Below are 24,950 nucleotides of genomic sequence, written 5' to 3' on the forward strand. Positions count from 1 at the left end.
CCCGGATTGCCTGACCTTCGATGCGGCGTAGAAGGCGGCGGGCTTTGCCTGTCATGAGATGATGAAAGCCGGGGGCGGGCGGTTTGGCAAGTCTTTTGTTCCCCCGCAGCCGGGGCTAGGGTGGCATGCATGAGCACTGATCCCCGATTCATTCACCTGCGGGTGCATACCGAATATTCCCTGCTGGAAGGGGCGATGCGGCTCAAGAAGCTGCCGGGTCTCTGCGTGGCCGCCGACATGCCCGCCGTGGCCGTGACCGATACCAACAACATGTTCTCCGCCCTCGAATTTTCCGTAAGCGCACAGGGGGCTGGCGTGCAGCCCATCATGGGCTGTCAGGTCGATCTGGCCTATCTCAGCCTCGCCCCCGGCGAACGCGCTAAACCGCCTGCGCCCATAGTCCTTCTGGCGCAGAGCGAGCGGGGGTATGAGAACCTTATGAAGCTCAACTCGTGCCTCTACTTGCGGGGCGACGGCAGCCTGCCGCATGTGACGCTGAGCGAATTGGAGCAGCATGCCGAGGAGGTGATCTGCCTGACAGGGGGGCCTGATGGACCGGTCGGGCGCCTCTTGCAAGCCGGGCAGCGCCCGGCGGCAGAGGCGCTGATGCAGCGCCTCGCGGGGGCGTTTGGCGGCCGGCTCTATGTCGAGTTGCAGCGTCATCCCGGCGAGGGCGGCGCGCCCGAGGTCGAACGGCTGACCGAGCGTGGGCTGATCGAGATGGCCTATGCCATGGATCTGCCCTTGGTGGCGACCAACGATGTCTATTTCCCCAAGTCGGACATGTATGAGGCGCATGATGCCATGCTCTGCGTGGCCGAGGGCGCCTATGTCGATCAGAGCGCGCCGCGTCGCCGCCTGACCCCGCAGCATTATTTCAAAAGCCAGGACGAGATGGCAGCGCTCTTTGCCGATCTTCCGGAGGCGCTTGAAAACACGGTCGAGATTGCGCGGCGCTGCGCCTTTGGGGCCTACAAGCGCAATCCGATCCTGCCGAAATTCGCCGATGACGAGGTCGAGGAATTGCGCCGTCAGGCGCGGGAGGGGCTCAAGTCCCGTTTGGCCGTCATCCCCCATGCCGCCCCGGTCGAAGACTATGAAAAGCGGCTCGAATTCGAGTTGGGCATAATCGAGGGCATGGGATTTCCAGGTTACTTCCTGATTGTGGCCGATTTCATCAAATGGGCCAAGGATCACGCGATCCCGGTGGGGCCGGGACGGGGGTCTGGCGCAGGCAGCCTGGTGGCCTATGCGCTGACCATCACCGATCTTGATCCGCTGCGGTATAGCCTGCTTTTCGAGCGGTTCCTGAACCCGGAGCGGGTCAGCATGCCCGACTTTGACATCGACTTCTGCATGGATCGCCGCGAGGAGGTGATCCAGTATGTGCAAGAGAAATATGGCCGTGACCGGGTAGGGCAGATCATCACCTTTGGCGCGCTCTTGTCCAAGGCCGCCGTGCGCGACATCGGGCGCGTGCTGCAAATGCCCTATGGGCAGGTGGACCGGCTGTCCAAGATGATCCCGGTCGAGGGCGTCAAGCCGGTGAGCATCGAAAAGGCGCTGGCCGACGAGCCGCGTCTGCGCGAAGAGGCCAAGAATGAAGAGGTCGTGGACCGGCTCTTGACCTATGCGCAGCAGGTCGAGGGGCTGTTGCGCAATGCCTCGACCCATGCCGCCGGTGTGGTGATTGGCGACCGGCCTCTGGATGAGCTGGTGCCGGTCTATCAGGACCCGCGTTCGGATATGCCGGCCACGCAGTTCAACATGAAATGGGTGGAACAGGCGGGGCTGGTCAAGTTCGACTTTCTCGGCCTCAAGACCCTGACCGTGATCCAGAACGCGGTGGACATGATCCGCAAGACGGGCCGTCCGCTGAATGTGGCGGCGGATGGCACCGCGCTCTATGATCCCCCTGCGGGGTTCGAATATGACATCGGGGCAATCCCGCTCGATGACGAGAAATCCTATCGGCTCTATGCCAGTGCCAAGACGGTCGCCGTGTTCCAAGTGGAATCCAGCGGCATGATGGATGCGCTCAAGCGGATGAAGCCGACCTGCATCGAGGACATCGTGGCGCTTGTGGCGCTCTACCGTCCCGGTCCGATGGAGAATATCCCGACCTATTGCGAGGTAAAGAACGGTCTGCGTGAGCTCGAGTCCATCCATCCCTCGATTGACCATATCCTCGAGGAGACCCAAGGCATCATCGTCTATCAGGAACAGGTGATGCAGATCGCGCAGGTCATGGCGGGCTATAGCCTTGGCGGTGCCGACCTCTTGCGCCGCGCCATGGGCAAGAAGATCGCCGAAGAGATGGCCAAGGAACGCCCCAAGTTCGAAAAGGGCGCGATGGAGAATGGCGTCGACAAGAAAAAGGCCAGCGAGGTCTTTGACCTGCTCGAGAAATTCGCCAATTACGGCTTCAACAAATCCCACGCGGCGGCCTATGCGGTGGTCAGCTATCAGACCGCCTGGCTCAAGGCCAATCACCCGGTCGAGTTTATGGCCGGGGTGATGAACTGCGATATTCACCTGACCGACAAACTGGCGGTTTATTTCCAAGAGGTGAAAAAGGGGCTGGGCTTGCCTTGGGCCGCGCCCTGCGTCAACCGCTCCGAGGCCACGTTCGACGTGCGGGATGGCGTGCTGCACTACGCGCTGGGCGCGCTCAAGAACGTGGGTGTCGAGGCGATGAAGCTGATCACGGCGGGGCGGGGCGAGCGGCCCTTTGCCACGCTCTACGATGTGGCGCAGCGGGTCGATCTGAAACGGGTGGGTAAGCGCCCGCTTGAAATGCTGGCCCGTGCCGGGGCGTTTGATGCGCTCGACCGCAACCGCCGCCGCGTGTTCGAGAGCATCGAGGCGCTGATGAGCTATTCGGCGGCGATCCATGAGCAGAAGAATTCGAGCCAGGTCTCGCTCTTTGGCGAGGCGGGCGATGACCTGCCTGAACCGCGCCTGGCGCCCGTGAACGATTGGCTGCCCGCCGAGCGGTTGACCGAAGAGTTCAAGGCCGTGGGGTTCTATCTCTCGGGTCATCCGCTTGACGATTACATGACCGTATTGCGGCGGCAGGACGTGAAAACGCTGGACGAGGTGACGGCGCAGGCCGAACGCGGCCCGGCGCTGGTCAAGATGGCCGGGGTCGTGGCCGGGCGGCAAGAGCGGAAATCGGCGCGCGGCAACCGCTTTGCCTTTGCGCAGCTCAGCGATACGACCGGCGGTTATGAGGTGACAATATTCTCGGACACGCTCGAGAAATGCCGCGAGTTTCTGGAAACCGGCGCGCAGGTGGTGATCACCGCCGAGGCCACGCTGGAGGCGGATCAGTTGAAATTGCTCTGCCGCGCGGTGCAGCCGATTGACGGGATGGTGGCCGGGGCGGGTGCAGTCGGCTTGCGGATTTTCGTGGATCAGCCGGGGGCGATTGGATCGGTCGCCGCGGTCTTGCAAAGCGCCAGCCAAGCCGCGCGCGGTGCGCGCCCCGGCCCGATCCATTTCTGCCTGATGGGCGCAGACCTGCCCGGCGAGGTCGAGATTGACAGCGGCGCGGAATATCCCGTGACGCCGCAGATCAAGGGCGCGATCAAGAGCCTGACCGGCGTGGTGATGGTCGAAGAAATCTGACGACTTCTGCGTAGTTGTCCCGGGCCTGACCCGGGACCTCTGGTTGTAAGGTAACCCCGTGTCAGTAATGCGGTGGGCGCTCGTCGCCAAGGATCACGCCGCCATCGCTCTCGCCCTGCCGGGCAGCTTCGCGCGCGAGCAGCATCTCGACCCGGACGCGCAGGCGGTCAAGCTCGCGGTCTTGGCGCGCGATCACATCCGACAGGTCATCAACCGTGCGGATCAGGTGGGCCAGTTTTTCTTCTATTTCGGTCATGGTATCGGATTACGCGCGACAGCGCCTTTGGTCAATCGCGCAGCCGCCTTGCCCCGACGCGGCCCTTGGGCTAGACCGCGCCACGACAGATGCCGCAAGGACGCATTCCATGGCCAAGCCCAAGAAAGAGCCCCGCCCCAAGGCCGAAACGCCCAAAGGGTTCCGCGATTATTTCGGCGCAGAGGTGACGACGCGCGCCGTGATGCTGAACGCGATTGCCGGGGTCTATCATCGCTATGGCTTTGACGCGCTGGAATCGAGCGCGGTCGAGACGGTCGAGGCCTTGGGCAAGTTCCTGCCCGATGTCGACCGGCCTAACGAGGGGGTCTTTGCCTGGCAGGACGAGGACGAGAAATGGCTGGCGCTGCGCTATGATCTGACGGCGCCCCTGGCCCGCGTCTATGCGCAGCACCGCAACGATTTACCGACGCCGTACCGCCGCTATGCGATGGGACCGGTCTGGCGCAATGAAAAGCCGGGACCGGGGCGGTTTCGCCAATTCTATCAATGCGATGCGGATACGGTGGGCACGGCGAGCATGGCGGCGGATGCCGAGATTTGCGCGATGCTGGCCGATGCGCTGGAAGAGGTCGGGATCGAACGCGGCGACTATGTGGTGCGGGTGAATAACCGGAAGGTGCTGAATGGGGTGTTGGAGGCGACGGGCGTCACTGAGCCAGACCAACAGGCCGCCGTGCTGCGCACCATCGACAAATTCGACAAGGTGGGCGAGAGCGGCGTGCGTGAGTTGCTGGGCAAGGGGCGGCTCGATGTGTCGGGGGCGTATATCGACGGCGTAGGGCTGAACGAAGATCAGGCGGCTCCCGTGTTGGCGTTTCTAACTTCAAAGGGTGGCAATACTGCTGAAACTCTTGCCAACCTGCGCGTCGCGGTTGGAGCCTCTGAGATGGGCTTGCAAGGCGTCGACGAACTCGAGGAAATCGCCAGCCTCCTCGCCGCGCAAGGTTACGGTCCCGACCGCATCGTCATCGACCCTTCCGTCGTCCGTGGCCTTGGCTACTACACGGGCCCCGTCTTCGAGGCGGAACTGACGTTTGAAATTCTCGACGAGAAAGGCTGCCCGCGCCAATTTGGCAGCGTGGCGGGCGGGGGGCGTTACGACGACCTTGTCGCGCGCTTCACCGGGCAGCAGGTGCCGGCGGTGGGGGTCAGCATCGGCGTGGATCGCCTGCTTGCCGCGCTCCATGCCAAGGGCAAGATCAGCAGAGCAGAGCGTGGCCCGGTGGTTGTGACCGTGATGGATCGCGAGCGGATGGCGGATTATCAGGCGATGGTTGGCGAGTTGCGCCAAGCGGGTATTCGCGCCGAGGTCTACCTCGGCAACCCCAAGAATTTCGGCAACCAGATGAAATATGCCGACCGGCGCGGCTCTCCGGTGGCGATCATCGCCGGCGGTGACGAATTCGCCAAAGGCGTGGTGCAGATCAAGGACCTGATCCTTGGGGCGCAGATTGCCGAGAATGCGACCGTGGAGGAATGGAAGGAACGCCCCAGCCAATATGAGGTGCCGCGCGCCGGGTTGGTGGAAAAGGTCCGCGAAATTCTCTCGGAGCAAAGCTGATGCCGGAACGTGCTGCGATCCGCGCCGAGGCCGCACGCCTGCGCGCGCTCTTCGAGGGGGCGGGCGCGCTGCCGGTGGAAACCTCTGTCTTGCAACCCGCCGAGGTGCTCTTGGACCTTTACGGCGAGGATATTCGCGCGCGGGCCTATGTGACCTCGGACGCGCTGCGCGGCGAGCAGATGCTGCGCCCCGATTTCACCGTGCCGGTGGTGCAGATGCATATGGAGCATGGCGCGGAACCCGCGCGCTATACCTATTCCGGCGAGGTGTTTCGCCGTCAGGAAGAGGATGCGGCCCGCGCCAATGAATACACGCAGGTAGGGTTCGAGATCTTCGAGCGTGCCGCGCCCGAGGCAGCGGACGCCGAGGTGTTCTCGATGTTTTTCGATATCCTGCGACCGCTTGGTCTGCGCGCGGCGACGGGCGACATCGGCATCCTGATGGCGGCGGTCGAGGGGCTGCGCACGACCGAGCGGCGCAAGGCGGCACTCCGGCGGCATATCTGGCGGCCCCGGCGGTTCCGGGCGCTGATGGAGCGCTATTCGGGGCGGGCGGTGGTGCCCGAGGCGCGGGCGACCCTTCTGGCGGCGACGGACCCGATGGCGGGGGTCGATCCGATGATCGGGTTGCGCGGCCCGGACGAGATTGCAGGCCGCATCACGGCGCTGCGCGAGGATGCGGCGGCCGGGCCGATTTCCGCCTCTGAGGTGCAGTTGCTGGATGCCATCCTCGCGGTGCGCGAAACCAGCGACAACGCGCTGGAACGGCTGCGCGATATTGCGGTGGACATGCCCGCCATTCATGGCGCGGTGGACCGTCTGGCGCGGCGGTTGACGGCGATGTCAGAGCGCGGACTGGACATCACCAAGCTGGATTTCGAGGCGAGCTATGGGCGCACGCAGATGGAATATTACGATGGCTTTGTCTTTGGCTTTTATGCCGAGAGCCGCCCGGACCTGCCGCCCATTGCCACGGGCGGCCGCTATGATGCGCTCACCCGACAGTTGGGGCGCGGGCGCGAAATCCCGGCGGTTGGGGGCGTGATCCGGCCCGGTCTGGTGCTGGGCCTTGGGGGTGCGACATGACCCTGAAACTTGGGGTGCCGTCCAAGGGGCGGCTGATGGAGAAAACCTTTGACTGGTTCGCCAGGCACGGCATCACGCTGGGGCGCTCGGGGTCAGAGCGCGAGTATGCGGGGTTTGTGCAGGGCATTGAGAATGTCGAACTGGTCCTGCTCTCTGCCGGGGAAATCCCGCGCGAACTGGCCGCCGGGCGCATCCATCTGGGTGTGACGGGCACCGACCTGATCCGCGAAAAGCTGGGGCAGTGGCAAAATCAGGTGGCGGAGCTGGCGGAGCTGGGCTTTGGTCAGGCCGATCTGGTGCTGGCGGTGCCGCGCTGTTGGGTGGATGTGAGCCATCTTGACGATCTTGACGCCGCCGCCGCCGCGTTTCGGCTCAAGCATGGGTTCCGCTTGCGCATCGCCACGAAATATCACCGTCTGGTGCGGGATTTCCTGCGCGAGAATGGCGTGGCGGATTATCAACTGGTGGATAGTCAGGGCGCGACCGAAGGCACCGTCAAGAACGAGACCGCCGAGGCCATTGCCGACATCACCTCGACCGGCGATACGCTGCGGGCCAATCACCTCAAGGTTCTGGATGATGGGCTGATCCTCAAGTCACAGGCGACGCTCTTCAAGTCGCGGGTGGCCCCGATGGAGCCTGAGGATCGGGACACGCTGCGCGTGCTCAAGCAAAGGCTGGATCTGGAATGAAAACGGGGCGGTCCATCACGACCGCCCCGTTTTGTTCTGAGGATCAGAAGCGGAACGCCGCCCGCGCCTGAACCGTGGTGGCATCCACATCAACCCCGGCCGTGCCGAAATTGTCGAACTTGTGATAGAGCACCTCACCGCCCAGAGACACGTTCTGGGTGATCATGTGTTCATAGCCCGCGCCAACGAAATAGCCGTTGTCATCGCCAAGGTTGTCGGTGTCGGCCCAGGCATAGCCGCCGGTGCCGTAGAGCAGGCCATTGCCGATCTTGTAGCCGAGGCGCGATTTGATCCGGAACACGTCTTCCAGCGACGCGGCCGCGCCTAGGTCGATGTCTGCGAGATCGTAATCGAGGCCCACGCCAACGACCCAGTTGTTGCCGTAGTCATAATCGTACCCGGCGATCAGACCACCGATCAGGCCATCCCCGTCAACCCCTGCGGCCTGCGTGTCGACATCGCCATACCCAAGCTGGCCACCCGCGTAAAAGCCGGTCCAGGTCGGGCCAACCGGGGCTGGGGGCGCGGCCGGGGCTGCGATTACAGGCTCAGGCGTCGGCTCTTGCACGTTGCCAGCAAAGGCCGGGGCGGTCATCAGGGCAGTTGCGGTCATCAGCGCTGTGGTTGTTTTCAACATCGTGTTTTCCTTTCACTCTGGTCTTGCCACTCGGGTCAGGGAGGAGAACTCCGAAGGCACACGGTTGGTTCCGTCCCAACTCATATCGGGTCACACTCCTATGGCTACAAGGGCGCGTCACGCGCGGGGGCATCACACTCGCTTGAGTGGCAAGGATATGCTGAATAAAAGAGCCATTCGGCGGATTTCTGCAAAAATATGTGGGTCTTGCGCAACCCATTGGGGAAAAGTTCGGCGCATCCCTTGTTCCCAAGCGGGCGGGCACACTGAAGGACGCACCCGCCCTATTTGTCGCACTCCGCCTTGTAGATCGTAACGTGGCGCGGGCCTGAGTGGTGGTGGCTCCGATGCCTGTGGCGGTCGCGTTGAAGGTGTCGATTTCGTGATAGAGCATCTCTGCGCCCACGGAAAATGGACTGAAAATCAGGTAACCTTAGCGAGCGCCGATCTTGGGGTCAGCCCGCCGGTACAAGAGCGGGTGACACCGGCATGTTCAGAGGGTGGGGCTTACATGCAGATTGCCCGAGAAAGAGCGTCAAAGGCGTGCGGTTACAAGACGCCGATGTCTGCCAATGCCGCCGAAAGCGCGGGGGGCAGCGTGTCATCCTTGGCGCGCGCCGCGCCAAGGTCTGGCGGTGCATCCGTTCCGGGCAGATAGCGCCAGCCCTGAAAGGGGCGCTTTTGGGCTGTGGTCGTGCGGACCAGCCCGGGCTCCAGCACGATCGCGCAGCGGCGGATACCGTCGCTGCCCGTCACCTCGTCCAGTCGCAAGATGCGCTGACGGCATTGCACAACCCCTTGGATCACCCAGTAGATCGAGCCGCCATCCAGCAATTCCGCTTCGCGCTTGGGCCACATGCGGGTGACATGGCGCGGCAGCCCGTCCGGCCCTTGGGCGCGGGGGTCTTTGTGCCAGTCCTCCAGGTCCTCGACCGAGGTGGTGCCGACGCTCAGTTTGATCAGGTGCAGGGTCACGTCAAAGAATCTCCAGTATGGGCAGATAGGGTAGTGGAAATACTGGCAGCTTCAAGCTATTGTGGTTCTCTGCCCGCCAATGGAGACCGCCGTGACCCGATTTGCCGCCCCTATTTCCGAACAGATCTGGAACATGAAATACCGGTTCAAAAACGGCGATGGCGGTGACGCCAGTGTCGAAGACACCTGGCGGCGCATCGCCCGTGCTTTGGCTGTGGTCGAAAATGAACCGCAGGTCTGGGAAGAGCGGTTCTATCAGGCCCTTGAGGATTTCAAATTTCTGCCCGCTGGCCGCATTACTGCGGGTGCCGGCACGGCGCGCAAGGTGACGCTGTTCAACTGTTTCGTGATGGGCACGGTCCCCGACGATATGGGCGGCATATTCGACAATCTGCGCGAGGCGGCGCTGACCATGCAGCAGGGCGGCGGCATCGGCTATGATTTCAGCACGATCCGGCCCAAGGGGGCCGAGGTCAAGGGCGTGTCTGCGGATGCAAGCGGGCCGCTCAGCTTCATGGATGTGTGGGATGCGATGTGCCGCACCATCATGTCGGCGGGCAGCAGGCGCGGCGCGATGATGGCGACCATGCGCTGTGACCACCCCGACATCGAGGCGTTCATCGCCGCGAAATCCGATCCGGCACGGCTGCGCATGTTCAACCTGTCGGTACTGATCACCGATGCCTTCATGGAGGCGGTCAAGGCCGATGGCCCGTGGGAGCTTCAGTTTGGTGGCAAGGTCTATCATACCGTGCAGGCGCGCGATCTGTGGAACCGGATCATGCAGGCCACCTATGATTACGCCGAGCCGGGCGTGATCTTTATCGACCGCATCAACGCCGCCAACAACCTGAACTATTGCGAAACGATCGCGGCGACCAACCCTTGCGGCGAACAGCCCTTGCCGCCCTATGGTGCGTGCCTCTTGGGGTCGATCAACCTTGCGCGGCTGGTGGCAGAGCCCTTTGCCATGGATGCGCGTGTGGATGAGGCGGCGCTGAGCGATCTGGTGCGCGTGGCCGTGCGGATGATGGACAATGTCGTCGATGTCAGCGGCTTTCCCTTGCCCGCCCAGGCCGCTGAGGCGCAGGCCAAGCGGCGGATCGGGTTGGGGGTGACGGGCCTTGCCGATGCGCTTCTGATGGTCGGGCTGCGCTATGGTTCGGACGAGGCGGTGCAACAGACCGAGGCGTGGTTGCATGCCATTGCGCGGGCGGCCTATCTGGCCTCGGTCGATCTGGCGCGGGAAAAGGGTGCCTTTCCGCTTTTTGACCGTGATGCCTATCTCGCCTCTGGCACGATGCAGGCGATGGACGAGGATGTGCGCGCCGCTGTGGCCGAACATGGTATTCGCAACGCACTCCTGACCAGCATCGCGCCCACCGGCACGATCAGCCTCTATGCCGGCAATGTCAGTTCCGGGATCGAGCCCGTCTTTGCCTATAGCTACACCCGCAAGGTGCTGCAAAAAGACGGCAGCCGCACCGAGGAAGAGGTGGTCGATTACGCCGTGCAGATGTGGCGCGACACGATGGGCGATGCGCCTTTGCCCGCGCATTTCGTCAACGCCCAGACCCTGCCGCCCGAGGATCACGTCAAGATGCAGGCCGCGGCCCAGAAATGGGTGGACAGCAGCATTTCGAAAACCATCAACTGCCCCGAGGATATTTCTTTTGAGGCGTTCAAGGATGTGTATCTGCAAGCGTGGGATCTGGGCTGCAAGGGGTGCACCACCTACCGGCCAAACGAGGTGACGGGATCGGTTCTCAGCGTCTCCGAGACCACGGACAAGGCCCCCGGCGAGACGCGCGGCGATATGCCCGCCACGGGCGGCGAGGTGGTCTATATGTCCGAGCCGCTCGACCGGCCCAAGGAACTGGAGGGGGCCACCTACAAGCTGAAATGGCCCGACAGCAACCATGCGATCTACGTTACCGTCAATGATATCGTGCTGGGTGGCCATCGGCGGCCCTTCGAGGTGTTCATCAACTCCAAGAACATGGAGCATTATGCCTGGACCGTGGCGCTGACCCGGATGATCTCGGCCGTGTTCCGGCGCGGTGGGGATGTATCCTTTGTGGTGGAAGAGCTGAAAGCGGTGTTCGACCCGCGCGGCGGGGCGTGGATGCAGGGCAAATATGTGCCCAGCATTCTGGCGGCCATTGGCGGCGTGCTGGAACAGCATATGGTGCAGATCGGTTTTCTTGAAGGAGAGGGCATGGGCCTCAAGGAGGACCCGCAGACACAGGTCGCGGGTCTGGACAGCCCCCGCAAAAGCCCCGCCTGTCCCGCCTGCGGCCAATACGGCATGCGCATGATCGAGGGCTGCATGACCTGTGCAAGCTGCGGTCACAGCAAATGCGCCTGATGATATGACAGGTATAGTAGAGGCATTTTGGTGAAACTGTCCTCCACTGGCGGCTGAGCCGCGAAAAACGCGCAACAAGAGAGCGCCGCCTCAACAGGGCGGCGTTTCCTGTTTGAACCCCGTGACGCACGCACAACTGCCCGTCTTCATCAATGCGTTCCCGCAGGACGGTGATCGCGTCAAAGACCATGGTCCAACGCCAGCAGCCTTGAGTAGGGGAAAGCGGCAGAATCTCATTCCGCCCACAGCGAGACCATCCCACCGCGACCATGGCCTCGGGTCTACCGTATCAACCGCCTGAGCGACCGGGTCGCGCATGGCCTCGTCCGTGAAATTGCCTGCGGAGATATCGTCGACCCGGGGTTCCAGAATTATCTGGCAAAGCCTCTGGCAATCCAGGGGTTGGCCGCAGGCCAGGTCGGCTCTTGGTGTCACGCCATTGCCATGGGGCGAATGCTGCGCTGACGGTATATCCCCAGCCTCAGAAACGCGCCACGGCACCAAGCGAGTCAGGGGAGATCCACCGACTTTCTCTCTCAGATACAAGCCTGACAACTTTGATTTACAGAAACTTATACCTATGGTTGTAAACTATTTACACCTAAGGATGCGCACTAATTTTTAACAAAACTCAGGGTTGCAGAATCCTCAGTCAATTTCAGAATGCAAGCAATATTTCGTTGATAATGATGGGAAAATCGAAAGATAATGTCTTGTTTTAAAACGATCGTTCCTTCTATCTTTAGAACCGTTACTCTTTAGGAAGGGCCCTAAGCAATGCTGCAAAAGTTATTCAAAAGCATCGAGTGTCCAATTAAGTTTACAAAATTTCGCTCAATATATTCGAAAGGCTCCGATGGTCAGACCGTATTCAGCCCTCGGGCGCATCAGGCCTGATTTCCCATACAGCCAGCAAGACTTCACTGCCTCAGATGGCAAAGAATGACGATTGATCAGTCGAGGATCCACAGCATGACCATTACTCAACCGTTTCACCCTGGCTTGCCCGTCAGGGTCGCCCGACCGGCGAGGCCGGTCATTCCGCGCTGTGGCGCTCTCATGAAATTCTGATCACACGGCGCAAGCGCGACCCGGTCCCGCTTGCGCCCTCCCCGTTTTAATTCCTTGAACCCTCCCCGTTTTAATCCCCTTGAAAGTGTCCGCCAGCCCGGACCGCCCCGTCACAGGAGACCACCATGCCCGCAACCTTCCAATCCGCCACCTTCTCGCCCGCCTCGCCTTTCAAAGCCGGGGATATCATCACCTTCACGGTGACCTTTGACGAGCTGGTGAACGCAACGGGTGCCGCATTGACATTAACCGGGGATCCCGCACGGACAACCAGTTCCGTCACCGGAGTAATTCTCACCAACACACTGGAGTTCACCTACACGGTGCAGCCGGGGGACAATGTTGCCGACCTCGAGATCACGGGGTTCACGGGTCTCATCGAAGATTCTGTCGAATTCGTTTTGGTTTCTCAATTCGCCACCACCACACTCGACATCACCCTCGACACCACCGCGCCGGACACGCTTGGCACGCCGGATCTTTTGGCTGTCTCCGACACCGGCAGCAGCGATACCGACAACGAGACCAACGACACGACGCCCAGCTTTAACGTGGATGTTTCAGGCCTCGCCGCAGGCGATACGGTGGAACTGGTCGATACATTCGGTGCGGTGACCGTGGTTGCCACCTACACCGTGACAGGCGCCGAGACGGACGGCATTGCCGAGATCACGACAAGCGCGTTGATCCCGGGCGCGCATACCATCGCGGCGCGGGCGACGGATGTTGCGGGCAATGTCAGTGCCCTCTCTGATACCCTGCTCATCGTCGTGGACACGACCAACCCGACCACCCCCGGTACGCCAGATCTGGTCTTGGCCTCCGACAGCGGCAGCAGCCAGACCGACGACGTGACCAATGACGCGACGCCGACATTCGAGGTGTCTATTGCAAATATGAACCTGACCGATACGGTCCAGTTGATCGACACAAGCAATGAAAATGCCGTGGTCGGCAGTGTCGTACTTGAACTCGGTGTGGGCAGCACCGTCCTGATCGAAGCCGCCGGGCTGAGTGCCGGCACCCACACCATCGCCGCGCGCAGCGTCGACGTGGCGGGCAATATCAGCGCGCTCTCAACGGCTCTCGAAGTGACCATCGACACAATGCCCCCGAGCGGCCTCGGCACCCCCGATCTTCTGGCCGCGTCCGACAGCGGAACCAGCGATACCGACAACCTGACCAATGATACAACGCCGACTTTCGCCGTGAATGTGTCCGGTTTAGCGGTTGGCGATACGGTCGAGCTGATGGAGACAGAAAGCCCCCAGAACGTGGTTGCGACCTACACCGTGACGGGCACCGAAACGGACGGGATCGCCGAGATCACGACAAGCGCCCTTGGCGACGGCGTGCACTCCATCGGCGCGCGCGCGATCGATGTAGCGGGCAATCCCGGCCCGCTTTCGGCGGGTCTTTTGGTGACCATCGACACCGAGGCACCGGCCGCGCAGACGCAGTCCGTGCCCCTTGCCGAGATCCCCGATCAGGACGCGGCCACCACCGGCACGTTGATCACGCTCGCCAGCCTGTCGGGCGCGGATGGCACCACCTATGCGCTGAACGGCACCGGCGGAGTCTATGACGCGGTCGAGATCGCAAGCGACGGTGTCACCCTCCGGATCATCGACACCGAGGCCGCGCGCGGCTTTTTCGACTTCGAGGAAAACCCCACCATCACCATCGACGTGATCGGCACTGACAATGCGGGCAACACCACCCCGTCGACCATCACCGTCAATCTGAGCGATCTCAACGACGCGCCGGAACTGGGCGGTGGCCTCAACGAGGTCACGGGCAAGGTGATGGAGCGCGACGACAATGTCGTCGGTGAAAACACCCCACCCCTCGGGACCAGCGGCAGCTTTACCGTGCATGACGACGACGTGGCCAACAGCCATTCCGTCACCGTCAATAACATCTCCAGCACCAATGGCAGTTTCCTCGGCTTCTTCCAGGCCGGTTTTTCCGATCCGATTCAAGGCGATGGCGATGGCACGGTGGGCTGGAGCTTCACCATCGGCGCGCCGTTGCCTGCAGGCACGCAGACGACCCAGATGGCGATCGTCGATGCGTTGGCCGCTGGCGAAAGCATCGTGCAGGAATATGACGTCACGGTTACCGAAACCGGCGGCGGCCTGAGCTTTACCCAGAGGGTCACGGTCACCATCGAGGGCACGAACGACGCCCCGGTGATTTCCGGCGCGGCGGTCGCGGCGGAGCTGACCGAGGTTGTCGACGACGGCACCAGCGACCAATCCCTGAGCGCCTCGGGCACGCTGAACGTGGTGGATACCGACACCAACGACACGGTGACGGTGGATGTGACGTCGGTGGCTGTTGCGGGTGCCAGCACATTTACCGGTACTCCCCCGGACAACGCCACTCTTCTGGCGATGATGCAGGTCGTGGCTGGCGAAGCGCTGGCGGCGAATGCGACTGCGGGTTCGGATTTCACCTGGCAGTTCAGCGCGGGCAGCACGGAAAGCTCGCCTTTCGACTTCCTGCCCGAGGGGCAAACCCTCGTGCTGGAATACACGCTGACGGCGACGGACAGCTCCAGCGCCACGGTGGACAACACCGACACGCAGGTCGTGACCATCACCATCACCGGCAGCAATGACGTGCCAGAGATTGTGGCCAGCAGCACGGCAAACGGCGTGGCCGAGTCGGGTGGCGTGGACAACGGCACGGCTGGCACCGGTGAGGTGACCGGCAATCTTTCCGCTGACAGCAACTGGACCGATGCCGATGATGGCGAGGCGGCCAATCTGGCGGTCGTCGCCGGATCGCACGGGGAAGATGCGCAGGCGGAACTGACATTCGATGGTGGCACCGGCAGCGAAGCCGAGATCGACGGCACCTATGGCACGCTCTTTGTCAGCGCCGATGGCAGCTACCGCTACGTCCTCGATGACACACGCGCGGCAACGCAGGCGCTGAATGCGGGCGAGGCCGCCTCCGAAACCTTCAACTATACGATCTCGAATGGTGCGGATGCGGACGACACCGCCACCTCCACCCTCACCGTCAACATCACCGGGGCCAATGATACGCCCGTGATCACCGTTGGCGAAGGTCAGGATGCGGGCAGCGTCGAGGAAGAGGGCGTCGATGGCAGCAATGCCGCGATCAACACCCCGCCGACCACCGCCACCGGCACGCTCAGCGCCGACGATGTGGATGCCGAGGATGGCATCAGCGGCACGGCCCTGACATGGGGTGCCGGTGCCGACACCGCTGCCGGCCAGTCGCAGACCGATGCCCTGACGATCGAGGGTACCTACGGCACCTTTGCCGTCGATGCCTCCGGCAACTGGACCTTCACGCTGGATAACACCGATCCGGACGTGCAGGCGCTACACGACTCGGAATCCGTTCAGGAAACCTTCACCGTGACGGTGACCGACAGCCGAAACGCTGTCACGACACAGGATGTCACGATCACCATCAACGGTACCAATGACGCGCCGGTGATCGCGGTGGATGAAAACGTGATCCCAGACAATGCCGTGGAAGAAGCAGGTGAGGGCGTTGTGGGCGACAACGCGGCCTCGGGCGCGTTCACCTCGTCGGACGTCGATACCGGCGGTACGGACGCGGTCATCTGGTCGATCACTGGGGTAAACGGCTCTGGCATCACCCATTCCGTCGCCAATGGCGCGGCCGCCGAGGCAGAGGGCACCTATGGCAGCCTGACACTCAACAATGACGGCACTTGGTCCTACCTTCTCAATGACGCCGACCCGGACACGCAGGCGCTCGCCGCAGGGGCAGGCGTCACCGACTTCTTCACCGTACGCGTGGCCGACGGGTTGGGCGGCTACTCGGAACTCGACGTCACCGTCAATGTCGCTGGCACCAACGACGCGCCCGTGATCACGGTCGAGACCGGCGATTCCCAGGCGGAGTCCGTTCAGGAATCCGACGTGGCGAACCTCACCACGACCGGCACGCTGACTCTGTCCGATGTGGATGCGGATGACTCGGTGAGCCTGACAGTGACGGGCGTGGCGGCGACCGGCACGCTGGGCGACTTCGATGCGAATGACCTTGCGTTGCAGACCATGCTGAGCATCACCGCCGGCAGCCCACTGACCACTGGCACGGGCAATGCCTCGGGTCAGGCGACGTGGACGTTCGACAGCGGCACAGAGACCTTCGACTATCTCGGCGCGGGCGAGAGCATCGTGCTCGCCTACACGGTCACCGCTGATGATGACGACGCGACCGCCACCGAAACCGTGACCGTCACGGTCAATGGTACCAATGACCGGCCGGAAATCGTTGTGGAAGGCACCGACAGCGCCACCGGAAGCCTGACCGAGTCAACCGATCTTATGGGCGGCAATCTTGAAACCTCCGGTACGCTCAGCATCGCCGATGCCGACGCCTCGGATGTGCATACCGTTTCCGCCACCCGCGCCTCGATCACCTGGACCGACGAGAACGGGGCCGACAACGGGGGGACTCCGTCTTCCGTCACGCCGCTGCCCGCCGGGCTCGAGGCGGCGCTCGACGAGGCCTTCTCGGCAACGATCAACGGCACCGACGCGCGCCAGGTCGACTGGACGTTCACCCTCGCCGACACCCTTGCCGATTTCCTCGGCGCGGGCGAGACGCTGACCGTTGTCTACGACGTGACGGTGAATGATGGCGAAGGGTCTGACGGCACCGGCGCGGACGAGAACTCTGTCTCCACCGTTCAGCAGGTGACGATCACGATCACCGGCACCAATGATGCGCCGACGGTTGTGGCGGACGAAGTGAACGCCTTTGTCGAAGGCGACTCACTTGTGATCGACCCGGTGACCCGCGTTCTCGATCAAGAGGCGACCACGCCGACGGCAAATGTCACCATCAACCTGCTTGGCGAGGGCACCGATAGCGCCGCTGAAATCTGGGTGACCAACGTCACCGAACTCGACACCAACGATGTCCGCACGATCACCGGCACCACGAGCGTGTTGGCCTCGGGCAACATTCCCGCCGGCTTCACCGCAGCGGATGCCGAGGCAGCCTTTACTCTGGGCGCGCCCGGGGCGGAATCCGTCACCTTCGACCGCAACGCAGCCGTATTCGACGCGCTGGACGATGGCCAATTCATTGACGTGGCACTGACTTATACCGTCACCACCACCTCGCCGGACGGGATCACCACGACCACTGACACGGTGACCACCACTTTCCGCGTGAATGGCGCGAATGACGCGCCCTATATCATCGAGGGTGCGGATTTCGTGGCGGACGTGACCGAACTGACAGCGGCCGACGCAGGCCATAACGCCCCGCGCGACACCGTCACAGGCTCGATCACCTTCAATGACGTCGATCCGGGCGATATCGCCAACTTGCAGGTCATCACGCAGGCGGTGCAGGGCGAGGGCGCGGGGGCAGCACCGCTCTCGGCCTATGTCGGCACCTTCTCGGCGGGCTTCCTTGCGCCCACAGGCACCGATGCCGCCAATGCCGGGTCGGTTTTCTACAACTTCAACCTCAACGACACCGTGCTCGACAATCTGGCCGCGGGCGAGACGTTCACCCAGGAATATCAGGTCTCGATCTCGGACGGCACGGCGACCACAAGCCGCAACATCGTGCTGACCTTCACCGGCACCAATGATGCGCCGGTGATCACCGGCACCACGGGTGCCACCACGCTGACCGAGGATGCGGGCACGGTCGAGACCGGCTCGGTCGACAGCCAATCCCTGACCGGGACGATCACGTTTAACGATGTCGACATCTCCGATATGGCTGCGCTCAATGGCAGCGGCACGGCGGATACCCATACGGTGACGGCGGAAGTGACGGGCGTGGTCCGCGGCGGCGAAGCCGTTGCCGAATATGCTGGCCCGACCGGCACGCTGAGTTTTGACGTGGCCTCCGCTGGGCTCGCCAATGACACCTCCACCGTTGGCAACACCGCAAACTGGACCTACCAGATCACCGATGGCGATTTCGATTTCCTGGCCGCAGGCGAGAGGCTTGACATCACCTACACGGTGACGGTGGATGACGGGAACACAGGCGGCACCGCAACGCAGGATATCACCTTTACGATCACCGGCACGAATGATGCGCCGGTCCTGACCCAGCCCGACGCGACAACGCTGACCGACACGGCGGCGGATGATACCTTCGCCGACGTCACCGGTACTCTGGTTTCCGACGATGCGGACACCGGCGATGCGCCCACCTATTCGGTGGCCGGCCAGACAGCGACGACGGAAGACGGCTTTACCCACGAGCTGACGGGTTCGTTCGGCACGCTGTTCCTGAACGAGACCACCGGCGCCTACCGTTTCGTGGCCGATGCGGCGGCGATCAACGCCTTGACCGCCTCGCAGGACATCACCTTCGACCTGACCGTGACGGATGGCAGCGCCGCCACCGACACCAAGACGCTGACGATCACGCTGGCGGGCGCGAATGACGATCCTGTTCTGGGAGCTATCACCGCGGGCAGCGTGACGGATACGGCGGGCGACGACATCTTCCCCGACGTGACCGGCAGCTTCACCTCGACCGACGCCGATACCGGGGCAACGGCGACCTATTCGGTCACCGGGCAGGTGGCGACAATGGAAGTCGGCTTCACCCACAGCGTGTCCGACCCGCTCGGCACCCTGTTCCTGAACGAGACCACCGGCGCTTATCGGTTCGTCGCAAACGATGCGGCGATCGAGGCGCTGCCGGCTGACACATCGCTCGATTTCGCGGTGACGGTGGCCGACGGCAACGGCGGGACCGACAGCGGCACTTTCACGATCAACTTCACCGGGGTGAATGACGCACCGCGCGGCACGCCCAATGCGGCTCTGGCCGACGGCACCGAGGATGTGCTCTACACCGTGTCGGAGGCAGACCTTCTGTCCGGCATTTCCGACGCGGAAGGCGACAGCCTGTCGGTCGGCACGATCACGGCAGACAACGGCGCCACGGTCACGGCCGATGGCGCGGGCGGTTTCACCGTCACGCCGGCGGCTGACTTCAACGGGCTGATCACGCTGACCTACACTGTCGTTGACGGCAACGGCGGAGAACTGACCGGGCTGACGCGCAACTTTACGCTGGAAGCGGTGAACGACGCGCCAAGGCTGACCGGCGAACAGGCCGCGCTGGCGAACGGGACGGAGGATACCGACTATATCGTCTCTGCGGCGGACCTGCTGGCCGGGTTCACGGATGTCGAGAATGATGAAATCTCCGTCACCAATCTCAATGCCAACAATGGCACCGTGACCGACAATGGCAACGGGACATTTACCATCGCGCCCGAGGCCAACTTCAACGGCACGATGACGCTCAGCTATGAAGTGACCGATGGTACCGATGCGATAGCTGCAACGCAGACCTTCACCGTCGATGCCGTCAACGACGCGCCGGAACTGACCGACGCACAGGCCACGCTGGTAAGCGGGACTGAGGACACCGACTATATCGTCTCTGCGGCGGACCTGCTGGCTGGGTTCACGGATGTCGAGAAGGATGCGCTCTCCGTCACCAATCTCAGTGCCGACAATGGCAGCGTGACCGACAATCTCGACGGGACATTCACCATCACGCCCGATGAAAATTTCAACGGCACGATGACGCTCAGCTATCACGTGAGCGACGGAACCGATGAGACTCCTACAACGCAGACCTTCACCGTCGATGCCGTCAACGACGCGCCGGTGAACTCGGTGCCGACAGGCTACACCACGGACGAGGATACTTCGGTCACACTGACCGGCCTGTCGGTCGCGGATGTGGATGCGGCCACGGGCGCGATCACCGTGACGCTGTCGGTGGGTGAGGGTGACGGGACCATCGCGGCAAGCGATGCGGGCGGTGTCACCGTGACCGGATCGGACTCGGAGTCCGTCCAGCTTTCGGGCACCCTCGCGGATATCAACGCCTATCTCGCCGGCATGACTGCACCGGTCTTTACCCCGGCGCAGGATCTCAACGGCGATGTCACGCTGACCATGACCACCGATGACGGTGGCAACACCGGCGCGGGTGGCGCGCAGAACGATACCGATACGGTCACCATCACCGTTACCCCGGTGAATGATGCGCCGGTGGCGCAGACGCCGACGATCACGCCGAACGTGCTGGAAAACACGCCTCTCAGCTTTACGATCGTGTCAGGCCTGCCGGGCACGGACGAGCTGTCCCTGTCGGATTTCGCCACCGATGTGGATGGCGATATCAGCCCCTCCTCGCTGAGCTTTACCGCCGTGACCGTAAACGGCGTGTCGCAGACGCTGGCGGAGGCTGGCATCAGCTACGTGGACGGCGTCTTCACGCTGGATACCGATGCGGCGCTCTACCAACCGCTCGATGCGGCGGACACCGTCTCCGTTGTGGTGGCATTTACCGTAACCGACAGCGGGCCGCTGTCCGATACGAACGGTCAACTCACGCTCACGGTTGAAGGCATCAATGACGCGCCGGTTCTGGCCGATGTCAATATCGGCACGGTGGCGGAGACCGCCGCAGATGACGCTCTGACCGCCACGCTCGACGGAACTTTGACCGCGACGGATGTCGATGCCGACAATGCTGGCTTCACCTATGTCGTGACCGGCGCCGGGGTGACGAGCGGTAATGACGGACCGAGCGATTACACCGAAATCACGGGCACATACGGCACCTTGCGCGTTCTCTCGGACGGCTCTTACACCTTCACCCCCGATGCGGAGGCCATCAACGCCCTGCCGGAAGGCGAAAACATCGACGAGGACTTCACCGTCGAGGTGACGGATTCCGAAGAAGGAACCGATACAGCGACGATCAGCGTGACGATCGATCCGGCAAACGATACGCCCGAATTGGCACCGGTGGATGCAATCAGCATCACCGATACCGACGCGGCCGATGATTTTGCCGCCCAAGGGGGGACTCTGTCCGCCGCAGACCGCGATACCGGCCACGAGGACGGGATGGAATACACCATCGCCGGCGAGACGGTGAGCGAAGGCGCAACGTCGCAGACCTTCTACCTGGATCGTGACAGCGGCACCGTTGTCACCACCGTTCCCACCAATGGTGTCGCGCTTGGTACGCTGACGGTGCAGACGAATGGCACCTATAGCTTTGAGCCCGACGATGCAGGCATCAACAGCCTGCGGGCGATTGAGGACCCGATCATCACCACCACCCTTCGGGCGACCGATCCGCAGGGCGCGTTCGACGAGACCAATATCACCATCAACATCGACGGGGTGAATGACGACCCCACCGTCACCGGCACTGTGCCTGGGGCGACCGAAGGTGTGGTCAACGTCACCGCCAAAGAAAAGGCCGAGGCCGACGAGGGTGGCACCGTCACCGTGTCCGGTACGATCTCCTTCGCGGATGTGGACAGCACCGGCACGCCCTCCTTCGGGTTTGTGGCGGCAGCGCCCGGCTTTGCCGGCACCATCTCTTTCTCACCCTCGGGCGAGACGGTGGACGCGGGCACCTTTACCTGGAGCTTCGTCATCCCCGATGCGGAACTCGAGTCCCTCGCTGAGGGCGAGGCGCTCTCGACCAGCCCGCAGCTCTACAACATCTCGATCAGCGATGGCGATGGCGGATCGGTGACGCAGCAGGTCTCGATCGCGATCCTTGGCACCAATGATGCGCCAGTGATTTCCGGGGCGCTTGGCGGCGGTTTGGCCGACAGCGGCGCGGTAACCGAAGCGGCCGACGGGGCCGTTGACGCCACGATCACGACCGCGGGCACGCTGTCGGTTGCGGATGTGGATACCAGCGATGACGTGACCGTCTCGGTCACCGCGGCAGTGGTCACCGGGGGCAGCCCCGGCGTGTCGGTGCCCGAAACCGTCGATCTGCAATCCATGATGACGCTGGCCGCAGGGGCCGGGGTCACCACGGGGGGCTCGTCCAGCGTTACGCTCGGCGCGGATGGCGTGGGCAGCGATTTCAGCTGGATCTTCACCTCGGGTGCGGCGGGCGATGCGTCCTTCGACTTCCTCGCGGTGGGCGAGACGCTGCAGGTCACATACACGCTGACCGCCGATGATCAGTCGGGCGAGGCCAACGCGACTGACACGCAGACCGTCACCATCACGATCACCGGCACCAATGACAGCCCGGTGGCCTCGGCGGCGGCATCGGCGACGGTCGCCGAAGACCTCGACGACGTGACCGTCATCGCGACGGCCTCTGCCACGGATGCGGACCTGAGCGATGTTCTGTCCTACAGCATCACCGGCGGTAACGAAGCGGGACTGTTCGAGATCAACGCCTCCACAGGAGAGATCTCTCTCGTGGCGGGCCAGTCGCTCGATGCCGAGACGGCGCTGACCCATACCCTCACCGTGACGGCGGACGATGGCAATGGCGGCACCGATACGCAGGAGATCACCATCAACGTCACGGATGTGGATGACAACCTGACGACCGCGCCGGTGGATGTGGACGGTGACGTAGGCGGCAATGTGGATGAAAATGCCACATCGGGCACCGTGGGCATCACCGCCAGTTCGACCGATGCGGATGTCACCTCTGGTGCGATCACCTACGCGATCGTCGGTGGCACGGGCGAGAGCGCCTTCGAAATCGACGCCAACACAGGCGTCGTGTCGGTCGCCTCGGGGGCCACGATCGACCGTGAAGAAAACGAGACATTGACCATCGAGGTGCAGGCAACGCCGGCAAACGGCGCGGCGAGCACCACCTCGACCTTCACCATCACGATCAACGATGTGGACGAGGTCGACGTAACCGTTCCGGTCGATGCCAATACCGGTGACAACGAAGTGTCCGAAAATGCGGCGCCGGGTACGTCGGTGGGCATTACCGCGCTGGCCAGCGACGCAGACGCGACCACGAACGGTGTCACCTACAGTCTGACCAATGATGCCGGTGGCATCTTTGAAATCAATGCGACTACGGGAGAAGTGCGTCTCTCGACCGCTCCGGGGGCGGCACGCCCCGATTTCGAGACCGCGATCAGCCACACCATTACCGTGCAGGCGACCAGCGAGGACGGTTCGACCGCGACGGAAGATTTCACCATCAATATCCTAGATGCGGATGACAACGCGCCGGTCTTCACTATCGATGCATCGCAGAGCGTCGCCGAGAACAGCACCGATGTGGTGACACTGGCGGCCACGGATGTGGATACGGCACCTGAAAACATCAGCTTCACGATTACGGGTGGCGCGGATGCCGGGGCGTTTGAACTCGTTGGCAATCAGCTTCGCTTCGTTAGCGCGCCAGATTTCGAGGCTCCGGGCAGTGTCGCGGGCAGCAATGTCTATACCGTTGAGGTTCAGGCCGATGATGGCTCTACCACGCCCACAACGCAGACCCTGACCGTCACGGTTACGGATGTGAACGAGGCGCCCACGGCTGTGGCCCTCGACAATGCTCAGACGACCGTGGCCGAGAACACCGCCATCGGGACCGGGATCAAGGTCGCGGATATCACGATCACCGACGATGCGCTCGGCACCAATGACGTGACGCTGAGCGGTGATGATGCAAGCGCCTTCGCTGTGGTCAATGGCACCTCGGGGCTTGAACTGCACTACACCGGCACCTCGCCCGATTTCGAGATGCCGGCGGATATCGGGGCCGACAACACGTATAACGTGACCGTCAACGTGAACGACGCCGAATTTGGCAGCGGCCCGAATGCGACACAGGCCTTCACCCTGACGGTGACGGATGTGAACGAGGCTCCGGTCGCACAGGAAGATGCCAATGTGACCACCGACGAGGACACGGTCCTCAACGGTTCGGTCACGGCGGAGGATGTGGATGCGGGTGACACTCTCACCTTCGCCCTTGCCGACGGCGGCGCGCCCACGAACGGGTCGGTCATCGTCAACCCCAATGGCACCTACGAGTATACGCCGAACGCCGATTTCAACGGCGCCGACAGCTTCACCGTGGTGGTCACAGACAGCGGCCAATTGACCGACACAGTGACGGTGAACGTCACGGTCGACGCGGTGAACGACGCGCCGGTTCTGGCCGCCGCGCTCGCTGATCAGTCGGTGGATGAGGACAATGTGGTCTCGATCACGGTTCCCTCGGGCACCTTCACGGATGTCGATGATGCGACGCTGACGCTGAGCCTCGGGGCGGAAGTGCCGGAGTGGCTGTCGATCAGTGGAAACACGATCAGTGGCACGCCGCCGCTTGATTTCAATGGTATCGTCAGCGTCGAGGTGATCGCAACGGATGCGGCGGGTCTGACCGCCAGCGATACGTTCGATCTGACGGTCAACGCCGTCGACGACGCGCCTGTCGCGGCCGATGGATCCGCTGTTACCGACGAGGATACCGCGACCACCATCGACGTGGCCTCTCTCATCACCGAGGTGGATGGCGACAGTTTCACCGTCACTGCCACGGTCGATCCGGCGCAGGGCACGGTAAGCGTCTCGGGCACCGAGATCACCTTCACCCCGGAGGCCAATTTCAACGGTGAGGCGGCGATCACCTACACGGTGATCGACGACACCACCGGTGCGCTGTCGGATAGCGGCGCGCTTGCAGTGACCGTAACCGCGGTGGACGATGCGCCGGTGGCGGCGGATGATACTGCCACCACCGACGAGGATGTGGCGACCATCATCGACGTGGCATCTCTCATCACCGAGGTGGATGGCGACAGTTTCACCGTCACTGCCACGGTCGATC

General features: G+C 62.8%; 9 protein-coding genes. 6 read left to right on the plus strand and 3 right to left on the minus strand.

Going from position 1 to position 24,950, the window contains the following annotated elements:
• The first annotated feature begins 129 nt into the window (after positions 1 to 129).
• Positions 130 to 3,630: a DNA polymerase III subunit alpha gene (gene dnaE / locus AACZ65_RS10315; RefSeq protein ID WP_339670533.1), complete on the plus strand. Its 3,501-nt coding sequence runs from the start codon at positions 130 to 132 to the stop codon at positions 3,628 to 3,630.
• A 61-nt stretch (positions 3,631 to 3,691) separates the two neighbouring features.
• Here dnaE and AACZ65_RS10320 read toward each other — a convergent pair whose 3' ends face one another.
• On the minus strand, positions 3,692 to 3,886 hold the full coding sequence (locus AACZ65_RS10320; protein WP_037270019.1) for a SlyX family protein: 195 nt from the start codon (positions 3,884 to 3,886) through the stop codon (positions 3,692 to 3,694).
• 109 nt (positions 3,887 to 3,995) lie between these two features.
• Here AACZ65_RS10320 and hisS point away from each other — a divergent pair, with 109 nt between their 5' ends.
• Genes hisS through hisG form a run of 3 tightly spaced genes read left to right on the plus strand, consistent with a single transcriptional unit; the run spans position 3,996 to position 7,245 of the window.
• Positions 3,996 to 5,468, plus strand: coding sequence for a histidine--tRNA ligase (gene hisS, locus AACZ65_RS10325; protein ID WP_339670537.1), 1,473 nt, complete (start codon positions 3,996 to 3,998; stop codon positions 5,466 to 5,468).
• Complete coding sequence (locus AACZ65_RS10330) at positions 5,468 to 6,553, plus strand: ATP phosphoribosyltransferase regulatory subunit (protein ID WP_339670539.1); 1,086 nt, start codon at positions 5,468 to 5,470, stop codon at positions 6,551 to 6,553. Before hisS ends, AACZ65_RS10330 begins: the two co-directional genes overlap by 1 nt.
• On the plus strand, positions 6,550 to 7,245 hold the full coding sequence (gene hisG / locus AACZ65_RS10335) for an ATP phosphoribosyltransferase (protein ID WP_339670541.1): 696 nt from the start codon (positions 6,550 to 6,552) through the stop codon (positions 7,243 to 7,245). The genes AACZ65_RS10330 and hisG overlap by 4 nt, the downstream gene beginning before the upstream one ends.
• Positions 7,246 to 7,288: 43 nt before the next feature.
• Here hisG and AACZ65_RS10340 read toward each other — a convergent pair whose 3' ends face one another.
• Positions 7,289 to 7,858, minus strand: coding sequence for an outer membrane beta-barrel protein (locus AACZ65_RS10340; protein WP_339670543.1), 570 nt, complete (start codon positions 7,856 to 7,858; stop codon positions 7,289 to 7,291).
• 573 nt (positions 7,859 to 8,431) lie between these two features.
• The gene (locus tag AACZ65_RS10345) at positions 8,432 to 8,857 is read right to left on the minus strand and encodes a DUF1489 domain-containing protein (protein WP_339670545.1); all 426 of its coding nucleotides are present in this window, start codon (positions 8,855 to 8,857) and stop codon (positions 8,432 to 8,434) included.
• A 91-nt stretch (positions 8,858 to 8,948) separates the two neighbouring features.
• Between AACZ65_RS10345 and AACZ65_RS10350 the strand changes: the two genes are divergently transcribed.
• Positions 8,949 to 11,225 carry an adenosylcobalamin-dependent ribonucleoside-diphosphate reductase gene (locus AACZ65_RS10350; protein ID WP_339670547.1) on the plus strand — a complete coding sequence of 759 codons (2,277 nt, stop codon included), beginning with the start codon at positions 8,949 to 8,951 and terminating at the stop codon, positions 11,223 to 11,225.
• Between the two features lie 1,196 nt (positions 11,226 to 12,421).
• Positions 12,422 to 24,950, plus strand: a 12,529-nt coding sequence (locus AACZ65_RS10355; RefSeq protein ID WP_339670549.1) for a tandem-95 repeat protein, incomplete at its 3' end; no start/stop codon positions are given.

This window comes from uncultured Roseovarius sp. (assembly GCF_963972555.1).
In the GTDB taxonomy this organism is placed as follows: Bacteria; Pseudomonadota; Alphaproteobacteria; order Rhodobacterales; family Rhodobacteraceae; genus Roseovarius; species Roseovarius mucosus.